Source organism: Novosphingobium rosa NBRC 15208, from assembly GCF_001598555.1.
GTDB lineage: Bacteria > Pseudomonadota > Alphaproteobacteria > Sphingomonadales > Sphingomonadaceae > Novosphingobium > Novosphingobium rosa.
On sequence record NZ_BCZE01000021.1, the window covers coordinates 23605 to 43901 of the forward strand.

Annotated in this window: 20 protein-coding genes; 16 read left to right on the top strand and 4 right to left on the bottom strand. The window is 66.0% G+C overall.

Translation table 11 applies throughout. The annotated features are described in order from the left end of the window. The first annotated feature begins 136 nt into the window (after positions 1-136). From SR3_RS08125 to SR3_RS08195, 15 genes are all read left to right on the top strand, one after another. On the top strand, positions 137-1861 hold the full coding sequence (locus SR3_RS08125; RefSeq protein WP_068083513.1) for a WD40 repeat domain-containing protein: 1725 nt from the start codon (positions 137-139) through the stop codon (positions 1859-1861). Then, positions 1858-2442 carry an NADPH-dependent FMN reductase gene (locus SR3_RS08130; RefSeq protein ID WP_068083516.1) on the top strand — a complete coding sequence of 195 codons (585 nt, stop codon included), beginning with the start codon at positions 1858-1860 and terminating at the stop codon, positions 2440-2442. Before SR3_RS08125 ends, SR3_RS08130 begins: the two co-directional genes overlap by 4 nt. Further along, positions 2439-3461, top strand: a complete 1023-nt coding sequence (locus SR3_RS08135; protein ID WP_084455198.1) for a formylglycine-generating enzyme family protein — start codon at positions 2439-2441, stop codon at positions 3459-3461. The genes SR3_RS08130 and SR3_RS08135 overlap by 4 nt, the downstream gene beginning before the upstream one ends. Then, positions 3458-4696: an ATP-grasp domain-containing protein gene (locus SR3_RS08140; RefSeq protein WP_068083519.1), complete on the top strand. Its 1239-nt coding sequence runs from the start codon at positions 3458-3460 to the stop codon at positions 4694-4696. The genes SR3_RS08135 and SR3_RS08140 overlap by 4 nt, the downstream gene beginning before the upstream one ends. Before the next feature lie 85 nt (positions 4697-4781). Beyond that, positions 4782-5330: a thermostable hemolysin gene (locus SR3_RS08145; RefSeq protein ID WP_068083523.1), complete on the top strand. Its 549-nt coding sequence runs from the start codon at positions 4782-4784 to the stop codon at positions 5328-5330. Further along, positions 5327-7369: an AMP-binding protein gene (locus SR3_RS08150; protein ID WP_068083526.1), complete on the top strand. Its 2043-nt coding sequence runs from the start codon at positions 5327-5329 to the stop codon at positions 7367-7369. The genes SR3_RS08145 and SR3_RS08150 overlap by 4 nt, the downstream gene beginning before the upstream one ends. Then, positions 7356-8111, top strand: a complete 756-nt coding sequence (locus tag SR3_RS08155; RefSeq protein WP_068083529.1) for an SDR family NAD(P)-dependent oxidoreductase — start codon at positions 7356-7358, stop codon at positions 8109-8111. Before SR3_RS08150 ends, SR3_RS08155 begins: the two co-directional genes overlap by 14 nt. 21 nt (positions 8112-8132) lie before the next feature. Beyond that, on the top strand, positions 8133-8771 hold the full coding sequence (locus SR3_RS08160; RefSeq protein WP_068083532.1) for a tetratricopeptide repeat protein: 639 nt from the start codon (positions 8133-8135) through the stop codon (positions 8769-8771). 88 nt (positions 8772-8859) lie between these two features. Then, positions 8860-9423, top strand: coding sequence for a class I SAM-dependent methyltransferase (locus tag SR3_RS08165; RefSeq protein ID WP_245653830.1), 564 nt, complete (start codon positions 8860-8862; stop codon positions 9421-9423). A 19-nt stretch (positions 9424-9442) separates the two neighbouring features. Next, on the top strand, positions 9443-10084 hold the full coding sequence (locus tag SR3_RS08170) for an RNA polymerase sigma factor (RefSeq protein WP_245653823.1): 642 nt from the start codon (positions 9443-9445) through the stop codon (positions 10082-10084). Further along, positions 10081-11022, top strand: coding sequence for a FecR family protein (locus SR3_RS08175; protein ID WP_068083535.1), 942 nt, complete (start codon positions 10081-10083; stop codon positions 11020-11022). The genes SR3_RS08170 and SR3_RS08175 overlap by 4 nt, the downstream gene beginning before the upstream one ends. 43 nt (positions 11023-11065) lie before the next feature. Then, positions 11066-13306 (top strand): TonB-dependent receptor, encoded by a 2241-nt coding sequence (locus SR3_RS08180; RefSeq protein ID WP_281198711.1) that lies wholly within the window; start codon positions 11066-11068, stop codon positions 13304-13306. A 148-nt stretch (positions 13307-13454) separates the two neighbouring features. Next, the gene (locus tag SR3_RS08185) at positions 13455-13937 is read left to right on the top strand and encodes a hypothetical protein (protein WP_157098712.1); all 483 of its coding nucleotides are present in this window, start codon (positions 13455-13457) and stop codon (positions 13935-13937) included. A 102-nt stretch (positions 13938-14039) separates the two neighbouring features. Continuing rightward, positions 14040-14810: a protein-L-isoaspartate O-methyltransferase family protein gene (locus SR3_RS08190; protein WP_068083544.1), complete on the top strand. Its 771-nt coding sequence runs from the start codon at positions 14040-14042 to the stop codon at positions 14808-14810. Positions 14811-14881: 71 nt separating this feature from the next. After that, complete coding sequence (locus SR3_RS08195; RefSeq protein ID WP_245653824.1) at positions 14882-15613, top strand: VIT1/CCC1 transporter family protein; 732 nt, start codon at positions 14882-14884, stop codon at positions 15611-15613. A gap of 48 nt (positions 15614-15661) precedes the next feature. On the opposite strand, the gene SR3_RS08200 is transcribed toward SR3_RS08195, so the two are convergent. The 4 genes from SR3_RS08200 to chrA form a co-directional block, all read right to left on the bottom strand. Further along, positions 15662-16054, bottom strand: a complete 393-nt coding sequence (locus tag SR3_RS08200; RefSeq protein WP_068083547.1) for a PepSY-associated TM helix domain-containing protein — start codon at positions 16052-16054, stop codon at positions 15662-15664. A 28-nt stretch (positions 16055-16082) separates the two neighbouring features. Next, positions 16083-17021, bottom strand: coding sequence for a cation diffusion facilitator family transporter (locus SR3_RS08205; protein WP_068083550.1), 939 nt, complete (start codon positions 17019-17021; stop codon positions 16083-16085). A gap of 36 nt (positions 17022-17057) precedes the next feature. Beyond that, positions 17058-17840 carry a hypothetical protein gene (locus tag SR3_RS08210; protein WP_068083552.1) on the bottom strand — a complete coding sequence of 261 codons (783 nt, stop codon included), beginning with the start codon at positions 17838-17840 and terminating at the stop codon, positions 17058-17060. Positions 17841-18140: 300 nt separating this feature from the next. Next, positions 18141-19289, bottom strand: a complete 1149-nt coding sequence (gene chrA / locus SR3_RS08215) for a chromate efflux transporter (RefSeq protein WP_245653825.1) — start codon at positions 19287-19289, stop codon at positions 18141-18143. Positions 19290-19345: 56 nt separating this feature from the next. On the opposite strand from chrA, the gene SR3_RS08220 reads away from it, so the two are divergent. Then, positions 19346-20245, top strand: a complete 900-nt coding sequence (locus SR3_RS08220; RefSeq protein ID WP_245653826.1) for a YoaK family protein — start codon at positions 19346-19348, stop codon at positions 20243-20245. Positions 20246-20297: the final 52 nt, after the last annotated feature.

Here is a 20297-nt window from a genome sequence, read left to right on the forward strand (position 1 = left end):
ACAAAGGCATCGCAGGTAGATTTACCGGTAACGGGAGTTGAAACCTGTTGACCATACAAGCCTAGATTTCCCTCGACGGAGGCTCAAGCTCCCCTCCGTCGGTTTCGTCCCTTGGTCTCGCACAGGAACCAGCATCATGCATCACGTCGGCCCGATCGCGGGCGTGGCGGCCCATGGCTCGTGGATCGCCAGCGCCGGTTACGACAATCGCCTCATTCTCTGGGACGCGGCTTCACGCCGGGCGCTGGCGCGCTCGGCCCACGACCACCTCGTCAATGCCTGCGCCTTCAGCCATGACGGCCGCTATCTGGTCAGCGCCAGCAGCGATTACAGCGCGCGCATCTGGTCCCTGCCCGACCTGCGGCTGATCGCCGTGCTGGGCGGCCATGGCGACGATGTGGATATGGCCCGCTTCTCGCCCGATGACGCGCTGGTGGCCACCTGCGCGCTCGACCGAATCGTGCGGGTGTTCTCGGCCAGCGGCGCCCTGCGCCACGAGATGCGTGGCCACACGGGCAACATCCTCTCGCTCGCCTGGATCGACAACGCCCGCTTCGTCACCTCCAGCGTCGATGGCACCTTGCGCCAGTGGGACGCGCAAACCGGCGCCTGCCTTGCCGTCACCGACCTTGGCGTGCGCAGCGACTGCGTGGACATCGCCCCGGACGGCCGCATTCTGGCGGGCGATGATGCGGGGCGGATCGCTCTGCTCTCAGGCGAGGAGACCATCTTCATTCCGGCCCATGAGGCGGGCATCAAGAAGCTGGTGCTGGCGCGCGATGGCGCGCGGCTGGTCACGCTGGGCTATGACCGGGCGCTGGCCGTGTGGGATCTGGCACCGGGGCAGCCCCCGCGCGAGATCGCCCGCGAAACCATGCCCGCGCAGATCTGGGCCCGCGCGGCGGCGGTCTGTCCCGACGGGCGGATCGCGGTGGGCACCTTCGGCGGCAGCTGGGCGCGCTTCGATCCCGAGACCGCCCTCTGGGATCTGGAGGGCGTGGAAGCGGGCGAGGCGATCAATGCGCTGATCGACACGCCCCGGGGTCTGGCCTCCATCGGCGACGCGGGCCGGCTGCGGCTTGGCGGCATCTGCCTGGCCGAGATGGGCAGCCTGTGCAATTTCCTGACCGTCTGCGACGGGCGCCTGTTCACCGGCGGCCATCTGGGCGAGCTTTATGACGGCGCCAGCGGCGCGCTGCTCCACCGCCACCATTCCCCGCTCAACTGCGGCGCGGCCTTCCAGCGCCGGAGCGAAAAGCATCTCGCCGTGGGCACCTACACCGGCGAGATCCTCGTCTTTGCCGTCACCCCCAGCTTCGCCCATGTCGCCACGATCAGCGCCCACGCCAATGCGGTCAAAAGTCTGGCGGTGGGCGGCGGCGCGCTGTTCTCGGCTTGCGCCAACACCACGCTTGCCTGGCACGATCTGGAGGATCTGACCGAGACCCGCCGCCAGCCCAAGGCCCACACACGCATCGCCAATGCCGCCTGCGCGCTGGCATCCGGTCCCGCTGGCCCGGCCGGTTTTGCCACCGTCGGGCGCGACCGGATGCTGCGCCTGTGGCTGCCCGAGGGCGAGAGCACATATCTCACCCCTCATCCCAATTCGGTCAAATGCCTTGCCGCCAGCCCTTGCGGGCGCTGGCTCGCCTCGGGCAGCTATGGCGGCACGGTGGCCCTGTTCGACCGCGCGGCGATGCGCTTTATGGACATGCGCCGGATCAGCAAGGCGGGCATTTCCGCGCTGTGCTGGCAAGAGGCCAGCGGCGCCTTTGCCGCCGCCGGCTATGATGGCGCAATCCATGCCGTTGCCCTGCCCGACTGCGCCAGCGCCCAGCTGAACCATAGGCACGCCGCATGAGCCGCCTGCTGCTCCTGTGCGGCAGCCAGCGCGCCGGTTCGCTCAATGCAAGGCTGCTCGAAGAGCTGGCCGCCCATGTGCCGACCGGCCATGCCATCGACCGCTTTGCGCCCGGGGAGATTCGCCTGCCGCTCTATGACGCCGTCTGCGAGCAGGACCCGGCCATCCGCCACCATCTGGCCGCGCTGCACCGACGCTTTGCCATGGCCGACGCCTTCATGCTGGCGAGCCCCGAATATAACGGACTGATGACGCCCTTTCTCAAGAACCTCATCGACTGGATCTCGCGCCTGCCCTGGCTGGACCCGACCGCGCCCAATGTCTTCCTCGACAAGCCGGTGCTGCTATGCAGCGCCACGCCGGGGTGGAGCGGCGGCGCGCTGGGCCTGGTGCCCCTGCGCTCCTTGCTAGCCTATGTCGGCGCGGTGCCCTTCGGCGAGGCGATCACTCTGCCCCATGCGGGTCAGGCCTGGGACGCGGGCGGCAAACTCGACCCGCGCCTCGCTGACATGGGGTGGAGCGCCTGCGTCGCGCGGTTCTGCGCCTTTGCCGTGCGCGCCGACACGAGGAACGCGGCATGAACGCCCCGCAGCGCTGGCACCTTCCCCGCTTTGCCGGTTGGGATTGCAGCGGCAAGCAGGGCATGACCGACCGCGAAAGGCTGGGCATGCCCGCCCATTTCGTCGAGACACCGCTTCAGGCCGAGGTGACGCAGGCGACGACCGAGTTGCGGCAACAACCGGCCGGCGCGCTGCTGGCACTGATCGAGGATGGCGCGGTCGATCTGGCGCGGCGCATCGCGGCAGGCAATCTGCTGGCACTCGCCGGGGACCCGCGCATCGATCCCCTCGCGCCCGAGATGATCGACATCCCCGGCGGAGACGTCACCATCGGCCTGGACGCCGACGAGGTTGATGCGGTGCTCGCCCGCCATGAGCGGCTGGGCCTGTCGCGCAGCTGGATCGAGAAGGAAGTGCCCCGCCACCGGCTGCGTCTCGCGCCCTACCGGTTGGCGCGCTATCCGGTCACCAATGCCGACTATCGCCAGTTCCTGCTGGAGAGCGGCGACGAGGAGATCCCCACCAGCTGGGCCTTCCGGCGCTATCCGGCGGAAAAAGCCAATCATCCGGTCCATACCGTCACGGCCCGCGCGGCGCAGGCCTATTGCGACTGGCTCGGCGCACGCACCGGCCGCGCCATGCGCCTGCCCACCGAGGCCGAGTGGGAATATGCCGCCGCCGGGCCGCAGGGCCGCGAGTTCCCCTGGGGTGAGCATTTCGACCCCGCTCTGGCCAACACCGCCGAATGCGGCTTGCTCGATACATCGCCGGTCGGCGTTTTTGTCGGAGGCGCATCGCCCTTCAGCCTTTGCGACATGGGCGGCAATGTCGAGGAATATGTTGCCGATGCCTATGCCGCCTATCCCGGCGGCGCCCCGGTGCGCGACGATCTGGTCGAACTCCACGGCACCTATCGCGTGGCGCGCGGCGGCGCCTTCAGCCGCTTTGCCGACCTTGCCCGCACCCGCCGCCGCCATGGCCACAACCCGCGCTCGGCGACCTATGCCATGGGGCTGCGCATCGCGGAGACGCCGCAGTGAGCCATCTGCTGGTCATCGACCTGCCCGGCGGCAATGACACCGACATCCTGGCGGCGGCGCGCAATCTGGGCCACAAGGTCAGCTTTCTCACCGCCGACCCTGCGCATTATCTCGCCCAGAGCGAGGTGGCGCACGAATTGGCGGACGCCGCCATCATCCCCGTGCCCGGCTTCGAGCTGCCCGGGGTGATTGCCGACCTGCTGGAGCGGCACGCTGACGATCCCTTCGCCGCCGTGCTCTGCCTGCAAGACCTGCGCATTGTGGAAAGCGCGAAAATCGCCCAGGCGCTCGGGCTGGCCCATCTCAATCCCCGGACCGCAACGCTGGCGCGCGACAAGGCCGCCGTGCGCCGCCATCTTGAGGCCAAAGGCCTTCCACAGCCCCCCTGCCTTGAAGCCGATGGGCCCGAAGCCCTGCTGGCAGCCGTCGCCGCCATCGGCCTGCCCGCGCTCATCAAGCCGGCCGACGGCTTCGGATCGCAGAATGTCTTTGCCCTGCGCCATGAGGCCGATCTGGACACCTTGCGGCAACTCGCCGATCTGGTGGCCGCCGGGCCGGGCCACTATGGGCTTGGCGTGGCCGCGCGGGGCAAGATGCTCGTGGAACGGCTGATCGAGGGGCAACTGGTCGGGCTCGACACGATGACGGCGCGGGGGGAACACCGCCTTCTGGGCGTCAACGAGAAGCTGATGTTCGCGGCGCCCTCCTTTGCCATGCGCGGGGGATGTTTCATCGCCAATGCGGGCCAGTTCGCCCAGCTTGAGGCCAGCGCCTTTGCCCTGCTCGACGCAATCGGCTTCGACCATGGCGCGGCGCATATCGAGATGATGCTGACGCGCGACGGGCCGGTGCTGGTCGAGATCAACCCAAGGCTGGTCGGCGCGCGGATTGCCCGCATGGTCAGCGCCGGATTGCAGCGGTCGATCCATGCCGATCTGATTGCCCTCCATGTCGAAGGGCAGCTGCCTCCTCCGGTCGACCGGGCCCATTATGTCACCAACCGCTGGCTGGCCGCGCCTTGCGCTGGACAACTGACCCATCTCGACATACCCGACACCGCCGACGAACCTGCCAGCTTCACCATGATGGCCCGCGTCGGCGACATGGTAACCCCGCCGCTCGACAATGCCGACCGGCTCGGCATGGCCATGACCTGGGGGTACGAGCGCACCCTCGCCGAAACGCGGGCAGAACAACTGCTGGCCGAAACGCGGATGGTGGTTGCGCCCGTCTAGCACGAGAAATGATGCCCATCGCGCCCCGGCCACTGAGGGAGCCATCGGGCCGCGACGTCTATCCTGCAAGCTTGCAGGAGCGCATATGATCGGTTGCCCAGCTTTTGAGATGATCCGTCGGCGCTACGCCCAGTCCTTCGGCGCGGATCTGGTGCCCAGCTTCGAGGCCTATCGCGGCCATGGAACCACGCCTTGCAAGGCGGCTTTGGGCTTTCGGCGTGCTGCGGGCCAAAGGCTGTTTCTCGAATGCTATCTCGACGAACCCATCGAAAGCCTCGCCAGCGCCGCGCTCGGCCGCCAGGTCACGCGCGAAAGCATCGTGGAAATCGGCAATTTCGCGGCCGATAACGCCCTGTCCATGATCGCGCTCTGGGGGACTGTTTCCAACGATCTGGCACAAGACTGCGACCTTGCCGTGGCAACACTGACGCTGCCGCTGCGCCGCATGTTCAGGCGTGTGGGCATTCCCTTTCAGGTGCTAGGGGAGGCCGAGCCTCACCGCCTGCCACCAGAGAGCGGAGCCTGGGGCGCCTATTACGACCTTGCGCCACAGGTATGCCTGGGCGAGATCGCCAAAGCCCAACAGGCGATCGCAGACTTCATGGCACCTCGCCATCAGGTGCGCGCGGCATGAGCGCGCTGTTTGAGGCGATGGATCGCCACACCGCCGCCGATGGCATGGCGCCGGCACTCGACCCGATCACGGCGCCGCTCATCTCGCGCGGCGATCTGCGTGGGCAGATCGAAACCTTGCGCCACGCTTTGGCCCAGGCCACGCCGTCCGGCCAACCGATTGCCTTCCAGCGCGACCACGGGCCCGAGGCCGTGGCGCTTGAGCTGGCGCTGCTGCAATCGGGCGTTCCGGTGCTTTCGCTCCCCTCCTTCTTTACCGATGCGCAGCGCATTCATGCCATCGCGACCTGTGGTGCGAGCCTGTCCGATGCGCCCAGCGGCGGCGCTATTCCGACTGCCCCCAGCCTGCCGGAGGGCACGGCGCGCATCACCTTCACCTCCGGGTCCACCGGCACGCCAAAGGGCATCTGCCTCTCCGCCGACCATATGATGGAGGTGGCAGCCTCGGTGGTGGCTGCCGTCGGCGACCATCACGCCGGCCGCCATCTGGCGCTTTTGCCACCGGGCATCCTGCTCGAGACGGTGGCCGGGCTGTTCGCCACCTTGCTGGCGGGCGGCACCTATGTCTGCCCGCCACAGGCTCTGGTGGGGCTCGCTGATCCCTTCCGCCCCGATTTCGACGTCATGGCGCGCGCCATGGCAGCATGGCGGATCACCTCGACCATTCTGGTGCCCGAATATCTGGCCGGGCTGGTCCGGGTAATGGAGGCGACGGGGTTGCGCCTCCCCGACCTCACCATTCTGGCGGTGGGCGGCGCGCGCGTGGCGCCCGAGCTGCTGGCCCGCGCAAGGGCGCTCGGCCTGCCGTTGCGGCAAGGCTATGGGCTGACCGAAGCGGCGTCGGTGGTGGCGCTGGAAGGCGCGCAGGCCGATGGCGCAGGCTCGGTGGGGCAAGCGCTGGGCCATATGCGGGTCCATCTGGCGCAGGATGGCGAGGTCATGCTGGAGGGCCCCCTGTGTCTGGGCGCAATTGGCGAAGCGCCGCCAGCCTGCCCCTACCCCACCGGCGACATCGGCCACATCGACGAGGCCGGGCGCCTGTGGATCGAGGGCCGCAAATCCAACCTGCTGATCACCAGCCACGGTCGCAACATCTCGCCCGAATGGGTCGAGGAAGCGCTGCTGGCCGAGCCCGACATCATGCAGGCCATGGTCTATGGCGATGGCCTGCCCGCCTTGCAGGCGCTGCTGGTTCCAGCCCACCCCCGGGCGGATCTCGGCGCGGCGGTCGCCCGGGCCAACAGCCAGCTGCCGACCTATGCCCATGTGGTGCAATGGCGCGAGGTCGCCCATTTCACACCGATGAACGGGCTCCTCACCGGCAACGGACGCCTGCGCCGCAAAGCCATCTCCGCCCTGTGGATTGACGGCGAGCCGCGTTTCTCAACAAGGCTGGAGGCAGACACCGTTCGCGAGCGGATCGCCTTTCTCTCCACGCCGCAGGTGCACGCGGGGCTGGCGGGCGAGGTCAGCCTTGGCGCCTACATCGCCTATCTCACGCAGGCCTACCACCATGTGCGCCACACCGTGCCGCTGATGCGCGCCGCGCGGGCCCGCCTGCCCCATCGCCCCGAACTCGTCAGCGCGCTCGATGACTATATCGCCGAGGAAACGGGGCATGAGGAATGGATCCTGTCCGACATCGCGGCAGCGGGCGGCAATGCCGATGGGGCTCGTCACAGCCAGCCCGCTGCGGCCACCCATGCCATGGTCCAGCACGCCTATGACCAGATCGCCTCCGGTAATCCGGTCTGCTTCTTCGGTATGGTCTATGTGCTGGAAAGCGTCAGCGTGGCGCTGGCCCAGCGCGGCGCCAACGCGCTGGCCGACCGCCTCGCCCTGCCGCCGGAAGCCTTCACCTACCTCACCTCGCATGGCGCGCTCGATCAGGATCACATGCGTTTCTTCGCCGATCTGGTCGATGCCTTGCCTGGTGAGGATGACAGGCAGGCCATCATCACCATGGCACGGGCGATGTTCGGCCTGTTTGCCGGTGTCTTTGCCTCGATCGATCTGGAGGCGGCGCATGAACCGGCTTGAGGGCAAGCGGATCGTGCTGACCGGCGGCGCGGGCGGCATCGGCCTGCCGCTGGCCCAGCTGCTCGATGATCTGGGCGCCCATGTCACCAATGTGGACCGGCTCCGTTGCCCGGCCGCCCATGTCAACTGGCTGACCGATCTGGGCGATGACATCGCCCTGACCCAGCTGGCCAGAACGCTGGCGGCGGAGACGCCCGACATGCTGATCAATCTGGCCGGGGTGCTTGCCTTCGGGCTGCACGAAAAGCAGGATCCGGCGCAGCTTGCCCTGTGCTATCGCATCAACCTTCTCGTGCCCGCCGTTCTGGCCCAGGCCGTCGCCGGGCCGATGCGGGCGCGCGGGTCAGGGCAGATCGTCAATGTCGGCTCGGTGCTCGGCGCCATCCCCTATCCATGGTTTGCCGCCTATTCCAGCAGCAAGGCGGGTCTTGCCGCGCTGAGCCAGGCCTTGCGGCGCGAGCTGGACGGCAGCGGTGTCACCGTCACCCATATTGCCCCGCGCGCGGCGCGCACCGCCTTCAACAACAGCCTCGTCAACCGCTTCCTGACCGTGGCGGGCATGACAGCCGACAGCCCTGACCATGTTGCTGCCCGCATAGCCGAGGCGATCCGGTCGGGTGCTGCTCATGTCACGGTCGGGCGGATGGAAGGCCTCTTCAGCCTGATCAATGCCATTGCCCCCCGGATGATCGATCGCGGCATCGCTCCGCAATTGCGCCGCCTGCGAGCCGAGTTTTCCTGATCCACACCCAAGGACGCCATCATGAAACGACATCTTGCCACTCTGGGAGGACTGCTCCTCACTCTGGCCGGTTCGGCAGGCGCCGCCCCCGATCTGGCGGCACAGGTCAAAGGCATCAACGACGGTTGGGCCCATATCACCTATGACATGAACGGATCGAGCCACCAGACCGTGGCACTGGCCCAGCTGGATCAGCGCGCCGCCGATCTGGTCGCCCATAATCCCGGGCAGGCCGAGCCGTTGCTGTGGGAAGGGATCGTGGTGAGCGAGGAAGCCAATCGCGCCAACATCTTCCACAAGCTGTCCCTCGCCACGCGCGCGAAGGATCTGATCGAGCGGGCCTACAAGATCGATCCGCGCGCGGGCCATGGCGGCGCGGCGATGAGCCTTGGCGTCCTCTACTACAAGGTTCCCGGCTCCCCGATCGGCTTTGGCGACAAGCATCTGGCCCGGCGCCTGCTGCTTGAGGGGTTGGCAATCGATCCGGGCGGCCTCGATGCCAATTACTTCTGGGGCGATTTCCTGCATGCGCAAGGGGACGACGCAGGCGCACGCGCTGCCCTCCAAAAGGCTCTGCGTGCACCTCATGACCCCAGTCGCCCGGCCTGGGATGCCGGGCGACGCCGCGAGGTGCAGGCCCTGTTGGCAAAGGTGGGCTGAGCGGGCGCTTATGACAGGCATGGCACGCGCTCTTGGCCGGCAGCTCCTGCATCCCACGGGATTTGGGGGCCGCCTGACCGGTGCCGTGATGGATATGGCAAACCGCAAGCCGACACGCCTTGCGCTGGACCTGCTCGCCCCGGGCCCGCATGAAAGGGTGCTCGATGCCGGGTGCGGCACGGGCGCTGCCGCCGAACAACTCCTGCACCGATCAACCTGCCAGATCGATTGTGTGGACTGGTCACCCACCATGCTGCGCCGGGCGGAGGCGCGCCTTGGCCACTATCGCAAGCCGCCTCATCTCCACCACGTCACGCTTCATCTGGGGCAGGTGGGCGCCTTGCCCTTTATCGCCGGTCAGTTTGACGCGGTGCTGGCTCTCAACATGCTCTATTTCTGTGACAGCCAGGGTGTGATGGTCGGCGATCTGCGGCGTATGCTGCGCCCCGGCGGCCGCCTGATTGCCTATGTCACCCATCGCGCCGCGATGGGGCGCTGGGCCTTCACCCGCCATGGCACGCATCGCCTCTTCGACGAGGAGGAACTTGTCAGCGCCCTGATGGAGGGCGGCTTTGCGCGCGAGCAGATTGTCACCATGCCCTGCTCCATCACGCGCTCGATCCATGGTATTCTGGTAAGAGCCACGGTGTGAGACGATGAAAGAGGCCGGCATGCTGACCGATCCCGACGACGCAGCCGATGACATGGCGCGAGCCGGCCCGGACAATGGGCTGGCCGCGCTCTACCATCGCCATGCCGGCGAACTGCGCCGCTTTCTAGCCGCGCGCAGCGGCGACGCCGATCTGGCCGAGGATCTCTTTCAGGACCTGTGGATCAAGGTGGGCGCGCGGCCCTCGGGGCCGGTCAGCGACGGGCGGGCCTATCTCTTTCGCATGGCCAACAATCTCGTGCTCGATCATGCCAGATCGCGCCAGCGCGGCATGGCGCGGGATCGGGCATGGATCGACGAGGAGGTCCCGTCCTCGCCGCTGCCGGAAGCAAGGCCCGACCCGGCACCGGATGCCGAAGCGCAGTTGGCCAAAGCGCAGGAGACGCTGATGCTGACGCGGGCGATGGCCTCGCTGCCACCCGGCGCGCGCCAGGCTTTGCATCTCTACCGCCTCGAAGAACATAGCCAGCCAGAAGTGGCCAAAATCATGGGAATCAGCCTGAGCGGGGTGGAAAAGCATCTTGCTCTGGCCATGAAACATCTGCGTGCCAAGCTCCTCGACTGCGGGTTGCTGGGCGCGGCGGCGTCTGAAGGGGCGGAACCACACAGCGGAGGCAAGACGCCAGGGGAGCAATCGTCATGACCGCGAAGCAGACCATCATCGATCAGGCGGCGCACTGGCATGTCGCCAGCATGCGCGACGACATGGACTGGGATGCTTTCACCCGCTGGCTGGAAGAAACCCCCGAACACCGGACTCGCTATGATGAGATCGCGCGGGCGGACGCGATGCTTCTGGGCAATCGTGAGGCTTTGCGTGCCGGCCGGGCAAGCGACCAACGTCCAGAGCGCCCCCGCCGCTGGGGCCTGTGGGCTGGCGCGGGGGCGGCGGCTGCCGCAGTCCTGGCCCTTGCTCTCAACCTGCCCAGTGGGCCGAAACCGGCCTCCAGTCATTATGTCACCGGGGACACGTCGCGCCAGATCGCCCTCAAGGATGGATCGAGCATCGAGCTGGCCCCCCATAGCCAGATCGATATCGGCGACATGGCGGGGCAGACGACGGGGCAGGCCATGCGCCTTTCCGGCGGCGCCTATTTCGACATACGCCATGATCCGGCACGGACCATGACCATCGCCGCCGGACCTCTTGAACTGCGCGATATCGGCACACGCTTCGATGTCCAAACCGATGGAGACAGCGTGCGGGTGGCTGTAGCGCAGGGCAGCGTCTCGGTTACCGCGCCGGAGCTGGAGCATACGGTGCCGGTGTCAGGCGGCCACGCGCTGGTCTACGATCATGCCTCATCCCACGCGCAGGTGGAGCCGCTCGACCAACAGGCCGTGGGCACATGGCGGCACGGGCAATTGTTCTATGACGATACGCCGCTGACACTGGTCGCGCAGGATCTGGAGCGCTATGGTGGCATCCATGTGGACCTGCCCCCCGACTTGCGCGGACGGCGGTTTTCGGGGGTTTTGACAGTCGGTGAGGGACAGAAGACAGCGCGTGATCTTGCCCGGCTCATGGGGCTGGATCTTGTGCGCGGGGCTGGCGGCCGCCTGTCCCTGCGGCAGCGCTAAGGCCGGGCAGGCCCCACCCCAAAGCCACGACTCTGCCATCAACGTGCCTGCCGGTCCCTTGCGGGCAGCGCTGGCCGAACTCGCGCGCCAGACGGGGATCTCGATCGGCACCGATGGCGTGCTGCCCGATGTGCGGACACAGCCCTGCCGGAACGCCGCCAGCGTCCGTCAGGCGCTTGCGCGCATGCTGCGCGGAACCGGCACCAGCGCGGTCGCGCTAGGCCCCTCGCTCTGGCGGATCGAGGCGGCGCCCCGCACGCGCACCCGCATCGCCGAGGCTCTGGCGCCTGCCACCCTGGCGCGCGATCCGATCATCGTGACGGCAGCCAAGCAACCCATCGCCCTGCGTGACATGTCACGCGCGGTCTCGGTTCTGCGCCTGTCCGACGCGCAGGCCCATGACGCGCAGAGCGCCACCGGGACCATCGCCGCCAACCTTGACGGGCTGACGATGACCGCGCTGGGGCCGGGGCGCAACCGCATGTTCCTGCGCGGCGTGGCCGACAGCCCCTTCAACGGCACAAGCCAGTCCACCGTGGCGGTGATGATCGACGACACGCGCGTGACCTATGCGGCGCCCGACCCGGATCTGCGCCTGATCGATGTGGACCGTGTGGAACTGCTCAAGGGGCCGCAGGGCTCGCTCTATGGCACGGGGGCGCTGGGCGGCATCTATCACATCGTCACCCGCCGTGCCGAGGTCGACAGCTTTTCCGCCAGCGCGACCGCCGGGGTAAGCGCCATCGCGTCGGGCGGCGTGGGGCCCAGCGGTTCGGCCACCCTCAACCTGCCGGTGGTCAAGGGCAGCATCGGCCTGCGCCTGGTGGCCTATGCCAGCCAGGAGCCCGGCTGGATCGACACCGGCCCCCGCAAAGACAGCAACGACACGCTGGTCTCCGGCGAAAGGGCAACGCTGGGCATCGAGACGCGCGGCGGCTGGCGCATCGATGTCAGCGGTCTGGTCCAGCATATCGACGCCCGTGACAGCCAGTATGTCTACACGCCCGGCAGCCTGTCGCGCCCTGCACAAATGCCCGAACCCCATGACAATGACCTCTACCATGGCGCGATCAGGGCCGAAGGGCATATCGGCGCGGTCGATGCGGTGATCGTCTCGGGCCTGTCGTGGCAGGAGGTGCGCGATCGCCTCGATGCGACGGTGGGCGCCCAATCCTTCGGCCTCGCCGATCCGGGCGCCTTCACCGATGACCGGCATTATCACGTCTGGGACAGCGAGGTCCGCTTCAACGGCGAGCTTGGCTCGATCCGCTGGCTGGCGGGCCTGTCCTATGTGCTGGCCGGGGAGCATGAGGAGCGCACGCTCGACGCACTCGATGGCAGCGGCGATGGCGGTGGCGGGCTGACCATCGACACATCGCGGCGCACGGCGACCGATACGGGCCTCTATCTCGATGCCTCGCTTTCCTTGACGGCCAGTTTGACGCTTGAGGGCGGCGGTCGGCTGTTTCGCAGCGCGCTCGATGTGACACGCGCCAGCGCGTCGACCCAGGCCAGGCTGGAAACCACCCGCTTCGGGATCACCCCCTCCGCCGGGCTGACATGGCGCCCGCAGAGTGGCCGAACCGTCTATCTGCGTTATGATTCCGCCTTCCGGCAAGGCGGCCTGAATTTCGAGAGCAATGGCCAGATCCATCCCTATCCGGGGGACAACATCGCAACCATCGCCGCCGGGTGGCGCGAGGAATGGGCTGGAGGCGGCCAGCTGGAACTGGGCGCCTTCTACGATTGGTGGGAAGACCTTCAATCCGACATGCTGCTGGCAAATGGACTGATCGAAACGCGCACGGCAGGAGACGCGAAGATCATCGGCAGCGAGGTCTCCCTCTCCCTGCCGATCCATGCCTCCTGGCGCCTGTCCCTGGGGGGCACCGCCCAATCGGCCCATCTTGCCAACAATGTACTGGGGCTGGCTCTGGCGGACACCCGCCTGCCATCCATCCCCGACTATACGCTGCGCGGAGCCGTGGAACGACAAATCCGCATTGGTCAGGTGCCGGGCCTGCTGCGCCTTTCGCTGCGCTACACGGGGCCGGCTCGCCTGAGTTTCCAGCCGCAGCTCGACCGCGCCATGGGGCGGGTGCTCGACAGCCTGATCGAAAGCAACTGGACCTGGCCGCGCACCACGCTTGCCATCTCGATCAGCAATCCGCTGGATCGGCGCGGCAATGTCTTTGCCTATGGCAATCCCTTTCGCGCGGCGCAGGCCCAATACACGCCCCAGCAGCCGCTGTCGGTCAAGGTAGCGGTGACCCGCCACTTCTGAACACAAAAGCCTGATGCCGGGCCCCGCGACTGGGGGAAGCGGGGCATGGCGGCGTCTGGTCACAGGGGGCCTTCTCGATGAGCCGGTCGCCCCGGATCGGAGGCCGGTGAGAATGCGGGGATGGCGGTTCATTGTTCGGGGCTTGGCCTTGCCTGCGGGTCTTGTGCTGGCTGTATCCTCCAGTTGGGCCGGGGATCTGGCGCCACTTTCCGTGAGGACGCTTGGAGGAACCAGCCTTTCGCTGCCGCGCGATCTTCCCGCCCCGCATACGCTGGTGCTGCTGGCCTTTCGCCATGCCGATCAGGCGGGGCTGGCACAATGGGAGGCCAGTCTGGGATTGAGCGGGAACCGGCAGGACTGGCTGGAAATCCCAGTTGTGGGCGTCAGCAATCCGATCATCCGCAGCATGATCGTCTCGGGGATGAAAGGCAAGCACCCTTCCGCCGCCGAGCGGAACCATCTGGCGCCGCTCTTCGGTGACAGCGAGGCTTTTGCCCGGGCCTTCGGCACCAGCGGCACCCAGATCGCCGTGCTGGTGGTGGATCGTGAAGGCCACGTCCTTGCCCATGTTGAGGGTGCTTACGAGGCAACCAAGGCGCACATTCTGAATGAAGCCCTGATAGGGCAATAAACAGGGTTGCCGCGTGAGATCGGAAAAATGGGGGCTGATCCGGCGGCGTATGGGGAAGAGTGAGGGGGCAAATTGGGGTACCTGGCCGAAACGATAGCGGCATTGCGGGCGCAGAGGGCGCGCGATGCGCCCACCCCGTCATGGCATGAGGATGCCCCGGCCGATTGGCTGGCCTGGGCGCCGGAAAGTTTTGCGGGGCAGCGCGCAGCCATGATGGAAGCCCTGCGCGAGCGCTTGGAGAGGCTGACCGGCACCCTTGGCCGCGCTGCTGTCGATCGGGCTCTTAGCGCCATGGCACAGGTGGAACGTGAAAAGTTCATCTGCCCCTGGATCGAGGACATCGCCTATCTGCCGATGCCTCACGACATCGGTCTGGGGCAGACCATCTCTCATCCCGAAATGGTCGCCGTGTTGGCTGCTGCCGCAGATCCGCGTGGCGGCGACGTGCTGGATGTCGGCACGGGATCAGGCTATCAGGCAGCGGTGCTTTCCGGGATGGCCCGGCATGTCACATCCGTCGAAATTCTCGAGCCCCATGCGCGGTTTTCCGGTGAACGCCTGCGCAGGCTGGGCTTTGCCAACATCGATGTCATGGCCGGCGACGGCGCCGCACTCGGCCTGTTCGAGGAAGAGCGCTTCGACGCCATCGTGGTGGCAGCCGGGGCGCGCGAGGTGCCCGCTGCCCTGTGCTCGGCCTTGCGGATCGGCGGCAGGCTGGTGATGCCGATTGGCCCGATGCAGGGGGACGAACATCTGGTATTGACCGAGCGGCAGTCCTCTCGCGAATTCCGCCATAGTCGCCTGTGCCCGACGCGTTTCGTGCCGTTGACAGGACGCTTTGGACGATCGCCCATGGAATGCCTGCAAGGCTGAGTACCGGCGCGGCGGAACGATCCTGAACCTGGCCTCTTTCAACGTTAATGACCGCCCAGAGGAGGATCAGCTTGACCCAGTCCGACACCAGCGCCCTGACCTTGCCTGCCGCCGATGGAGCGGGCGAAGGCCATTACGTCAACCGCATCGGCTGGCTGCGCGCGGCGGTGCTGGGCGCCAATGATGGCCTGCTCTCGACCGGCAGCCTGATGAGCGGCGTCGCCGCCGCCGCAGTGGCGCCGGGGCAACTGGTGCTGACCGGCGTGGCGGGCATTGTCGCCGGTGCCATGTCGATGGCAGCGGGCGAGTTCGTTTCCGTCTCAAGCCAGGCAGACACCGAAGCCGCCGACCGGCGCCGGGAAGCGCGGGAGTTGAAGCGGCACCCTCTTCAGGAAGCAGCGGAATTGAAGGCCATCTACAAGCAGCGCGGGCTCGACGACGCGCTGGCCGGTCAGGTCGCCAGCGCCCTGATGCGAAACGATGCGCTTGAAGCGCATATGCGCGATGAACTGGGCATCACCGAAGCGAGCACAGCCAATCCCCTTCAGGCGGCGGCGGCTTCCGCCTGCTCATTCGTCACAGGCGGTCTGGCGCCGCTCCTCGTCGCCCTGTTGCTGCCCGGCCCCCATGTTCTGACCGCGATCATGCTGGTGACCATTGCCATGCTGGCCCTGCTGGGCGCGGTGGGGGCCAAAGCCGGTGGCGCGCCGATCCTTCCCGGCGTGACGCGCGTTGTCATCTTCGGCACGGTGGCCATGGTCATCACAGCCTTGGCCGGGCATCTTTTCCACGCAGCGTCCTGACTGGTCAGCCCGGAGCGGAGGGCAACCCCGGTGGTTGCCCCCCTCACCTCATTTCCAGAGCCAGCGGGGTGCCAGATCGCGCGCTTTGCGAAAGCGCCACATCTGGACATAGAGCCAGATGCCCGAGATCGAGAAGAACATCAGGGCAAAGCCGGTCAGCGTGGAAACCAGAACGCCCAGCGGGCCGAAGGTTTCGCCCGAATGCAGATGGTGCAGCAGGCCCACAACGTTGCCACCACCCTTCGGCTGCTTGGGGCGGCAGCTCACATCGACCGGGCAGACGAATGCAGGTTGCAGCTTCGAAAGCTGGACCGGAGTGCCTTTGCCCTCATCCGGTCGGCTCTGGGTTAGAGGGACAATCTGGCTCAGCACGCCTGTGACCGACATCCAGAGCATGAAGACACCAAAAAACAGACTCAACCAACGGTGCCATTTGCGCATCGAATTCTCTTTCTGTTGACCCGAATTCTCAGGATTTTTGGATACTTGGCGCCTGCGGGCGCCAGGGATCGATATGCGCCATCAGGCTCAGCACGGGATGCTGCGCGCGAACGGCATCCTCGGCGCGGTGAACGATGTCATGGGCCGCCTCGACAGTCAGCTCCGCGTCGATATCGAGGTGGACATCGATGGCCACCAGGTCCCCCATTTTGCGCGTGCGCAGATTGTGGCAGCCCCGCACGCCCGGCGCCGCCAGAAGCGTCACGCGAATGGCCTCGACCTGCTCGTCGTCGGCAGCCTGATCCATGAGGTCATGCAGCGCCTCCCAACCGAAGCTCCAGCCCATCTTGAGCACCATGCAGCCCACCACCAGCGCCGCCACGGGATCGAGAAAGGGATAGCCAGCCAGATTGCCGACAATGCCAACCCCCACCACCAGCGATGAGGCCGCATCCGAACGGGCGTGCCAGGCATTGGCCACCAGCATCGCCGAACGGACCCGCTGGGCCACGCCGAGCATGTAGCGGAACAGCAATTCCTTCGAGACCAGCGCCGCCCCGGCGACATAGAGCGCCGACATCTCGACCCTGGGAATGGCGGTGTGGTGTCCGATCTTGACCGCTGCGGTCCAGACCATGCCCGCCCCCACGATCAGCAGCAGCATCCCCAGAGCCAGCGAGGCGGCGTTCTCGAAGCGGTGATGCCCGTAAGGATGGCGCTCGTCAGGATCGGACCTGGAATGGGCGGAGACGAAGAGTACCAGAAAATCGGCCACCAGATCGGACAGGGAATGCACCCCATCGGCAATCAGGCCCGCCGATCCCGACAGCAAGCCGACCAGCACCTGGAGCGCGGACAGGCAGGTGTTGACCGCCACGCTGACCCAGGTGCTGCGCGAGGCGGCCCGCGCCTTGGCCTCCGGATCGACGGCGTCGTCATCCCATTGCGCAACATCACGTTTTGACATCACATCTTCCCTTCAGGACCAGCGCGACAACCAGCGTCAGTCCGCCGCATCCCGTCGGCCCAGTATGCGTTCGAGCGGCAGGCTGACGATCGCCTTCACGATCATATGGTCGGGATTTGTGCCATATCCGCGACCGAGCCCGAAATTGAGCGCCCAATGGCCCAGATCGATGTCCGCCACGGCAAAGATCGACTGGTCGCTTTCTCCCACGGCGCCGAAATGCGCGAAGCTGCCGGTGCCATTGTAGCTTTCAACACCCAGCGAGACAGCCTTGGTCATGGCATAGGCCAGTTTGGTGTCGAACTCGACCTCGGGCGAATGCGGCTGCGGGCCCGAAACCACGAAATCAACATTGGCATTCTCGGCCAGCGTCCATTTGTTGAGGCGGGTGCCGACAATGCCCTTCAGCTCAGCATTCCACGGATTGACGTCGAGCTTGTGGTTCACATGGCCGATCTCGAAATTGGCGCCCCACCACCAGGCCTGCCCTTCGGCACGCGGGGCGATGAATTTGAGCCTGGCCTTCACCCCGCCCGGATCGAGCCGCCCCTGTCCATCCAGTGTGGCCAGCGGCAGATAGAGGCCAGCCTCGACATTGGGCGTGATGCCATAGGAGAATTCGGGGGTGATCCGCAGCCGGTGCAGTGCTTGCTGCTGGCCGGGATAGTCGTCGGTATAGGTCCCATCGGTCACATAGTTGAGATGGGTATCGAGGCCGAAATGGCCCGGCTTGTCCATCTCATCCATATAGACCTGAATTTCCTCGGGCGCCGCCTTGGCGGGCTGCGCGGCGAGCAGGGCACACCCCATGCATGCCATGGCGAGCTTCCTGATGAGAGGTCCCCCTTGCGCAGCTTTCCCCATCAATGCCTTGCGCACCATATCCTCGACCCCCGGATTGACGGGCGGCGGTTAGCAGAAATCATACCTTCGGAATAATTACAAAATGACAATATTTGTCCTTTTGACTCGATATAATACGATGACTAAAATGGAAAATATCAGAGATAGTGAAAATCAAAATCATCTCTATCTCCGATTGAAAATCATTATCAACAATATAATCTGAATATCTTCCAAACAACAGGGCCATAACGCGCCATCATCGCCTCCAACGCTTCACATGACCTGATTCCGCACAACGGAAAAAGCGACAGTGGCCAGAACGACAGCAAGCGGCGGCCAGCGCCAGACCATCAACAAGGCCAGGCCAGATCCCGCAATCGCAACATCGCCCCCATCGACAATCCCGCCGGTCCACAGCGGGGTATAAAGCGCTGCCGCCAGAAGCCCCATAACGGCGGCGTTCACCCCGGCCACAATGCCCTGCGCCACACGCTGCCCGCGCAATCGGGCATGAAAGGGCAAGACTCCGGCCATCAGCAGCAGCCCGGGCAGCGACAGAGCGACCAAAGCGACCAGCCCGCCGGCGACAGGAGACGAAGGCAAGGAAAGCGCCCCCAGATAGGCGGCCAGCGTGAAGAGCGGCCCCGGCATGGCCTGGGCCGCTCCATATCCCGCCAGGAAAGGGGCATCCCCCATCCAATGTGGCACAAGCCCCGCGCGCAGCAGCGGCAGCACGACATGCCCACCGCCGAAAACCAGAGCCCCGCTTCTGTAGAACATGGCTGCGATGGCCAGAACATCATGGCCTGATGCCGCCATCGGAAGCACAATGAAAAGAGCGCCGAAAGCAAGCAAGCACATGGCGCCGCCGCCTGGCGTCGGGCGCCACCCCTCGCCGCATACCGGTGGGTTGGCGCGCTCACGGCAGAGCCACGCGCCCAGAACGCCGCCGCACAGGATGATCCAGATCTGCATCGCCGGCGCGGCCACCAGCAGCATCAGCACGGCCGCCGCAAGAGCCACCAGTCGCCGGGTGAGATCGGGCGCCAGTTTGCCTGCCATATCGATCACCGCCTGAGCCACGATCGGGATGGCCACCAGCTTCAGGCCATGAAGGGCGCGCAAGGCCAAAGGGCCGGTCATGCGGTCAACCCAACCGGCCAGAAGCAGCATGGCCAGCGCTGAAGGCAGGGTGAAAGCCGTCCAGGCGGCAAGGCCGCCCAGCCAGCCCCCGCGCGTCAGGCCGATTGCGAAACCCACCTGGCTCGATGCCGGTCCGGGCAGGAACTGGCCCAGTCCGACCAGTTCACCATAGGCCTCCTCGGACAGCCATTTGCGGCGGAGAACAAACTCGCGATGGAAATAGGCCAGATGCGCGACCGGGCCGCCGAAGGAGGTCAGCCCCAACCGAAGGAAGACCATGAAAATATCACCGCGTTTTCCAGAGAGCATACCCAGCGACACCCGGAACAGGATTGATGATTTCAGAGCCGGTGCCGCACATTCGGCATGACCGAATTTCCAGACAGACTCCCAGAATTGCAGGCGATATTCAATTCTTCCTGTCTTTCCGTTGCTGTATGGCCCACTCTACCCATGAAAGGAGATCGTTTCCCGTGTTGATTCAGCGCGGCGAAGCCCGCGACCCAAGGCTTGATCGCCGCCTGGCCTTCATTCTGGCAGGCGTTGCTGGCAGCCTGAACGCCGCCGCCTATCACGCCGTCGGCTTCTTTGCCGGCAACATGACCGGCAATGTCTCCACCCTTTCCAGCCTGATCGCGCTTGGCCAATGGGGACACGGACTGTTCTATCTGGCCGTGGTGGCCACGTTCATTGCCGGGTCAGCCCTGTCTTCCCTGGCCATCGAGACCGGCTTGCGCCTGAAGATCGCCACGATCTATGCCCATGTCGTGCTGGTGGAGGCGGGGCTGCTGGCGGTGCTGGGCGTAGCCGCGCCGCTGCTGGCCGCTGCGGAGCGCATTGCCTGCCTCATCCTTGGCCTCAGCTTTCTTATGGGTCTGCAAAATGCCATCGTCACCCATATTTCCGACGCTCGTGTCCGCACCACTCATATCTCCGGCATGGCCACCGACGTCGGGATCGGCCTGGCCCGCCTGATCGCCCGCGATCGCGGCAGCGAGGGGAGAGAAGATCGCCTCAGAACATGGGTCAGGTTGCGCCTGCATGTGGGCACCATCGGCGCCTTCCTGCTTGGCGGCGTGCTGGGCGTGCTGCTTTACCGCTGGCGGGGCGATCTCTCCATCGCCATCAGCGCCCTGCCCCTGCTGGCCGTCGGCATCGTCACCTTGCGGCGAACCAACGCTCGATTGTACCAAAAATTGCGTGCAACTGATGAATTACAGAAAATTCAGAAATAATTGACCGAATACCACTCAGGCTCACCCTTGCGGTATTCGGCAATAAATTCAT

Coding starts and splice junctions, on each gene's coding strand:
- SR3_RS08125 (WP_068083513.1), top strand. CDS start 137: ATGCATCACGTCGGCCCGATCGCGGGCGTGGCGGCCCATGGCTCGTGG.
- SR3_RS08130 (WP_068083516.1), top strand. CDS start 1,858: ATGAGCCGCCTGCTGCTCCTGTGCGGCAGCCAGCGCGCCGGTTCGCTC.
- SR3_RS08135 (WP_084455198.1), top strand. CDS start 2,439: ATGAACGCCCCGCAGCGCTGGCACCTTCCCCGCTTTGCCGGTTGGGAT.
- SR3_RS08145 (WP_068083523.1), top strand. CDS start 4,782: ATGATCGGTTGCCCAGCTTTTGAGATGATCCGTCGGCGCTACGCCCAG.
- SR3_RS08150 (WP_068083526.1), top strand. CDS start 5,327: ATGAGCGCGCTGTTTGAGGCGATGGATCGCCACACCGCCGCCGATGGC.
- SR3_RS08155 (WP_068083529.1), top strand. CDS start 7,356: ATGAACCGGCTTGAGGGCAAGCGGATCGTGCTGACCGGCGGCGCGGGC.
- SR3_RS08160 (WP_068083532.1), top strand. CDS start 8,133: ATGAAACGACATCTTGCCACTCTGGGAGGACTGCTCCTCACTCTGGCC.
- SR3_RS08165 (WP_245653830.1), top strand. CDS start 8,860: ATGGATATGGCAAACCGCAAGCCGACACGCCTTGCGCTGGACCTGCTC.
- SR3_RS08170 (WP_245653823.1), top strand. CDS start 9,443: ATGCTGACCGATCCCGACGACGCAGCCGATGACATGGCGCGAGCCGGC.
- SR3_RS08175 (WP_068083535.1), top strand. CDS start 10,081: ATGACCGCGAAGCAGACCATCATCGATCAGGCGGCGCACTGGCATGTC.
- SR3_RS08200 (WP_068083547.1), bottom strand. CDS start 16,054: ATGCGCAAATGGCACCGTTGGTTGAGTCTGTTTTTTGGTGTCTTCATG.
- SR3_RS08205 (WP_068083550.1), bottom strand. CDS start 17,021: ATGTCAAAACGTGATGTTGCGCAATGGGATGACGACGCCGTCGATCCG.
- SR3_RS08210 (WP_068083552.1), bottom strand. CDS start 17,840: ATGGCATGCATGGGGTGTGCCCTGCTCGCCGCGCAGCCCGCCAAGGCG.
- chrA (WP_245653825.1), bottom strand. CDS start 19,289: ATGGTCTTCCTTCGGTTGGGGCTGACCTCCTTCGGCGGCCCGGTCGCG.
- SR3_RS08220 (WP_245653826.1), top strand. CDS start 19,346: ATGATTTCAGAGCCGGTGCCGCACATTCGGCATGACCGAATTTCCAGA.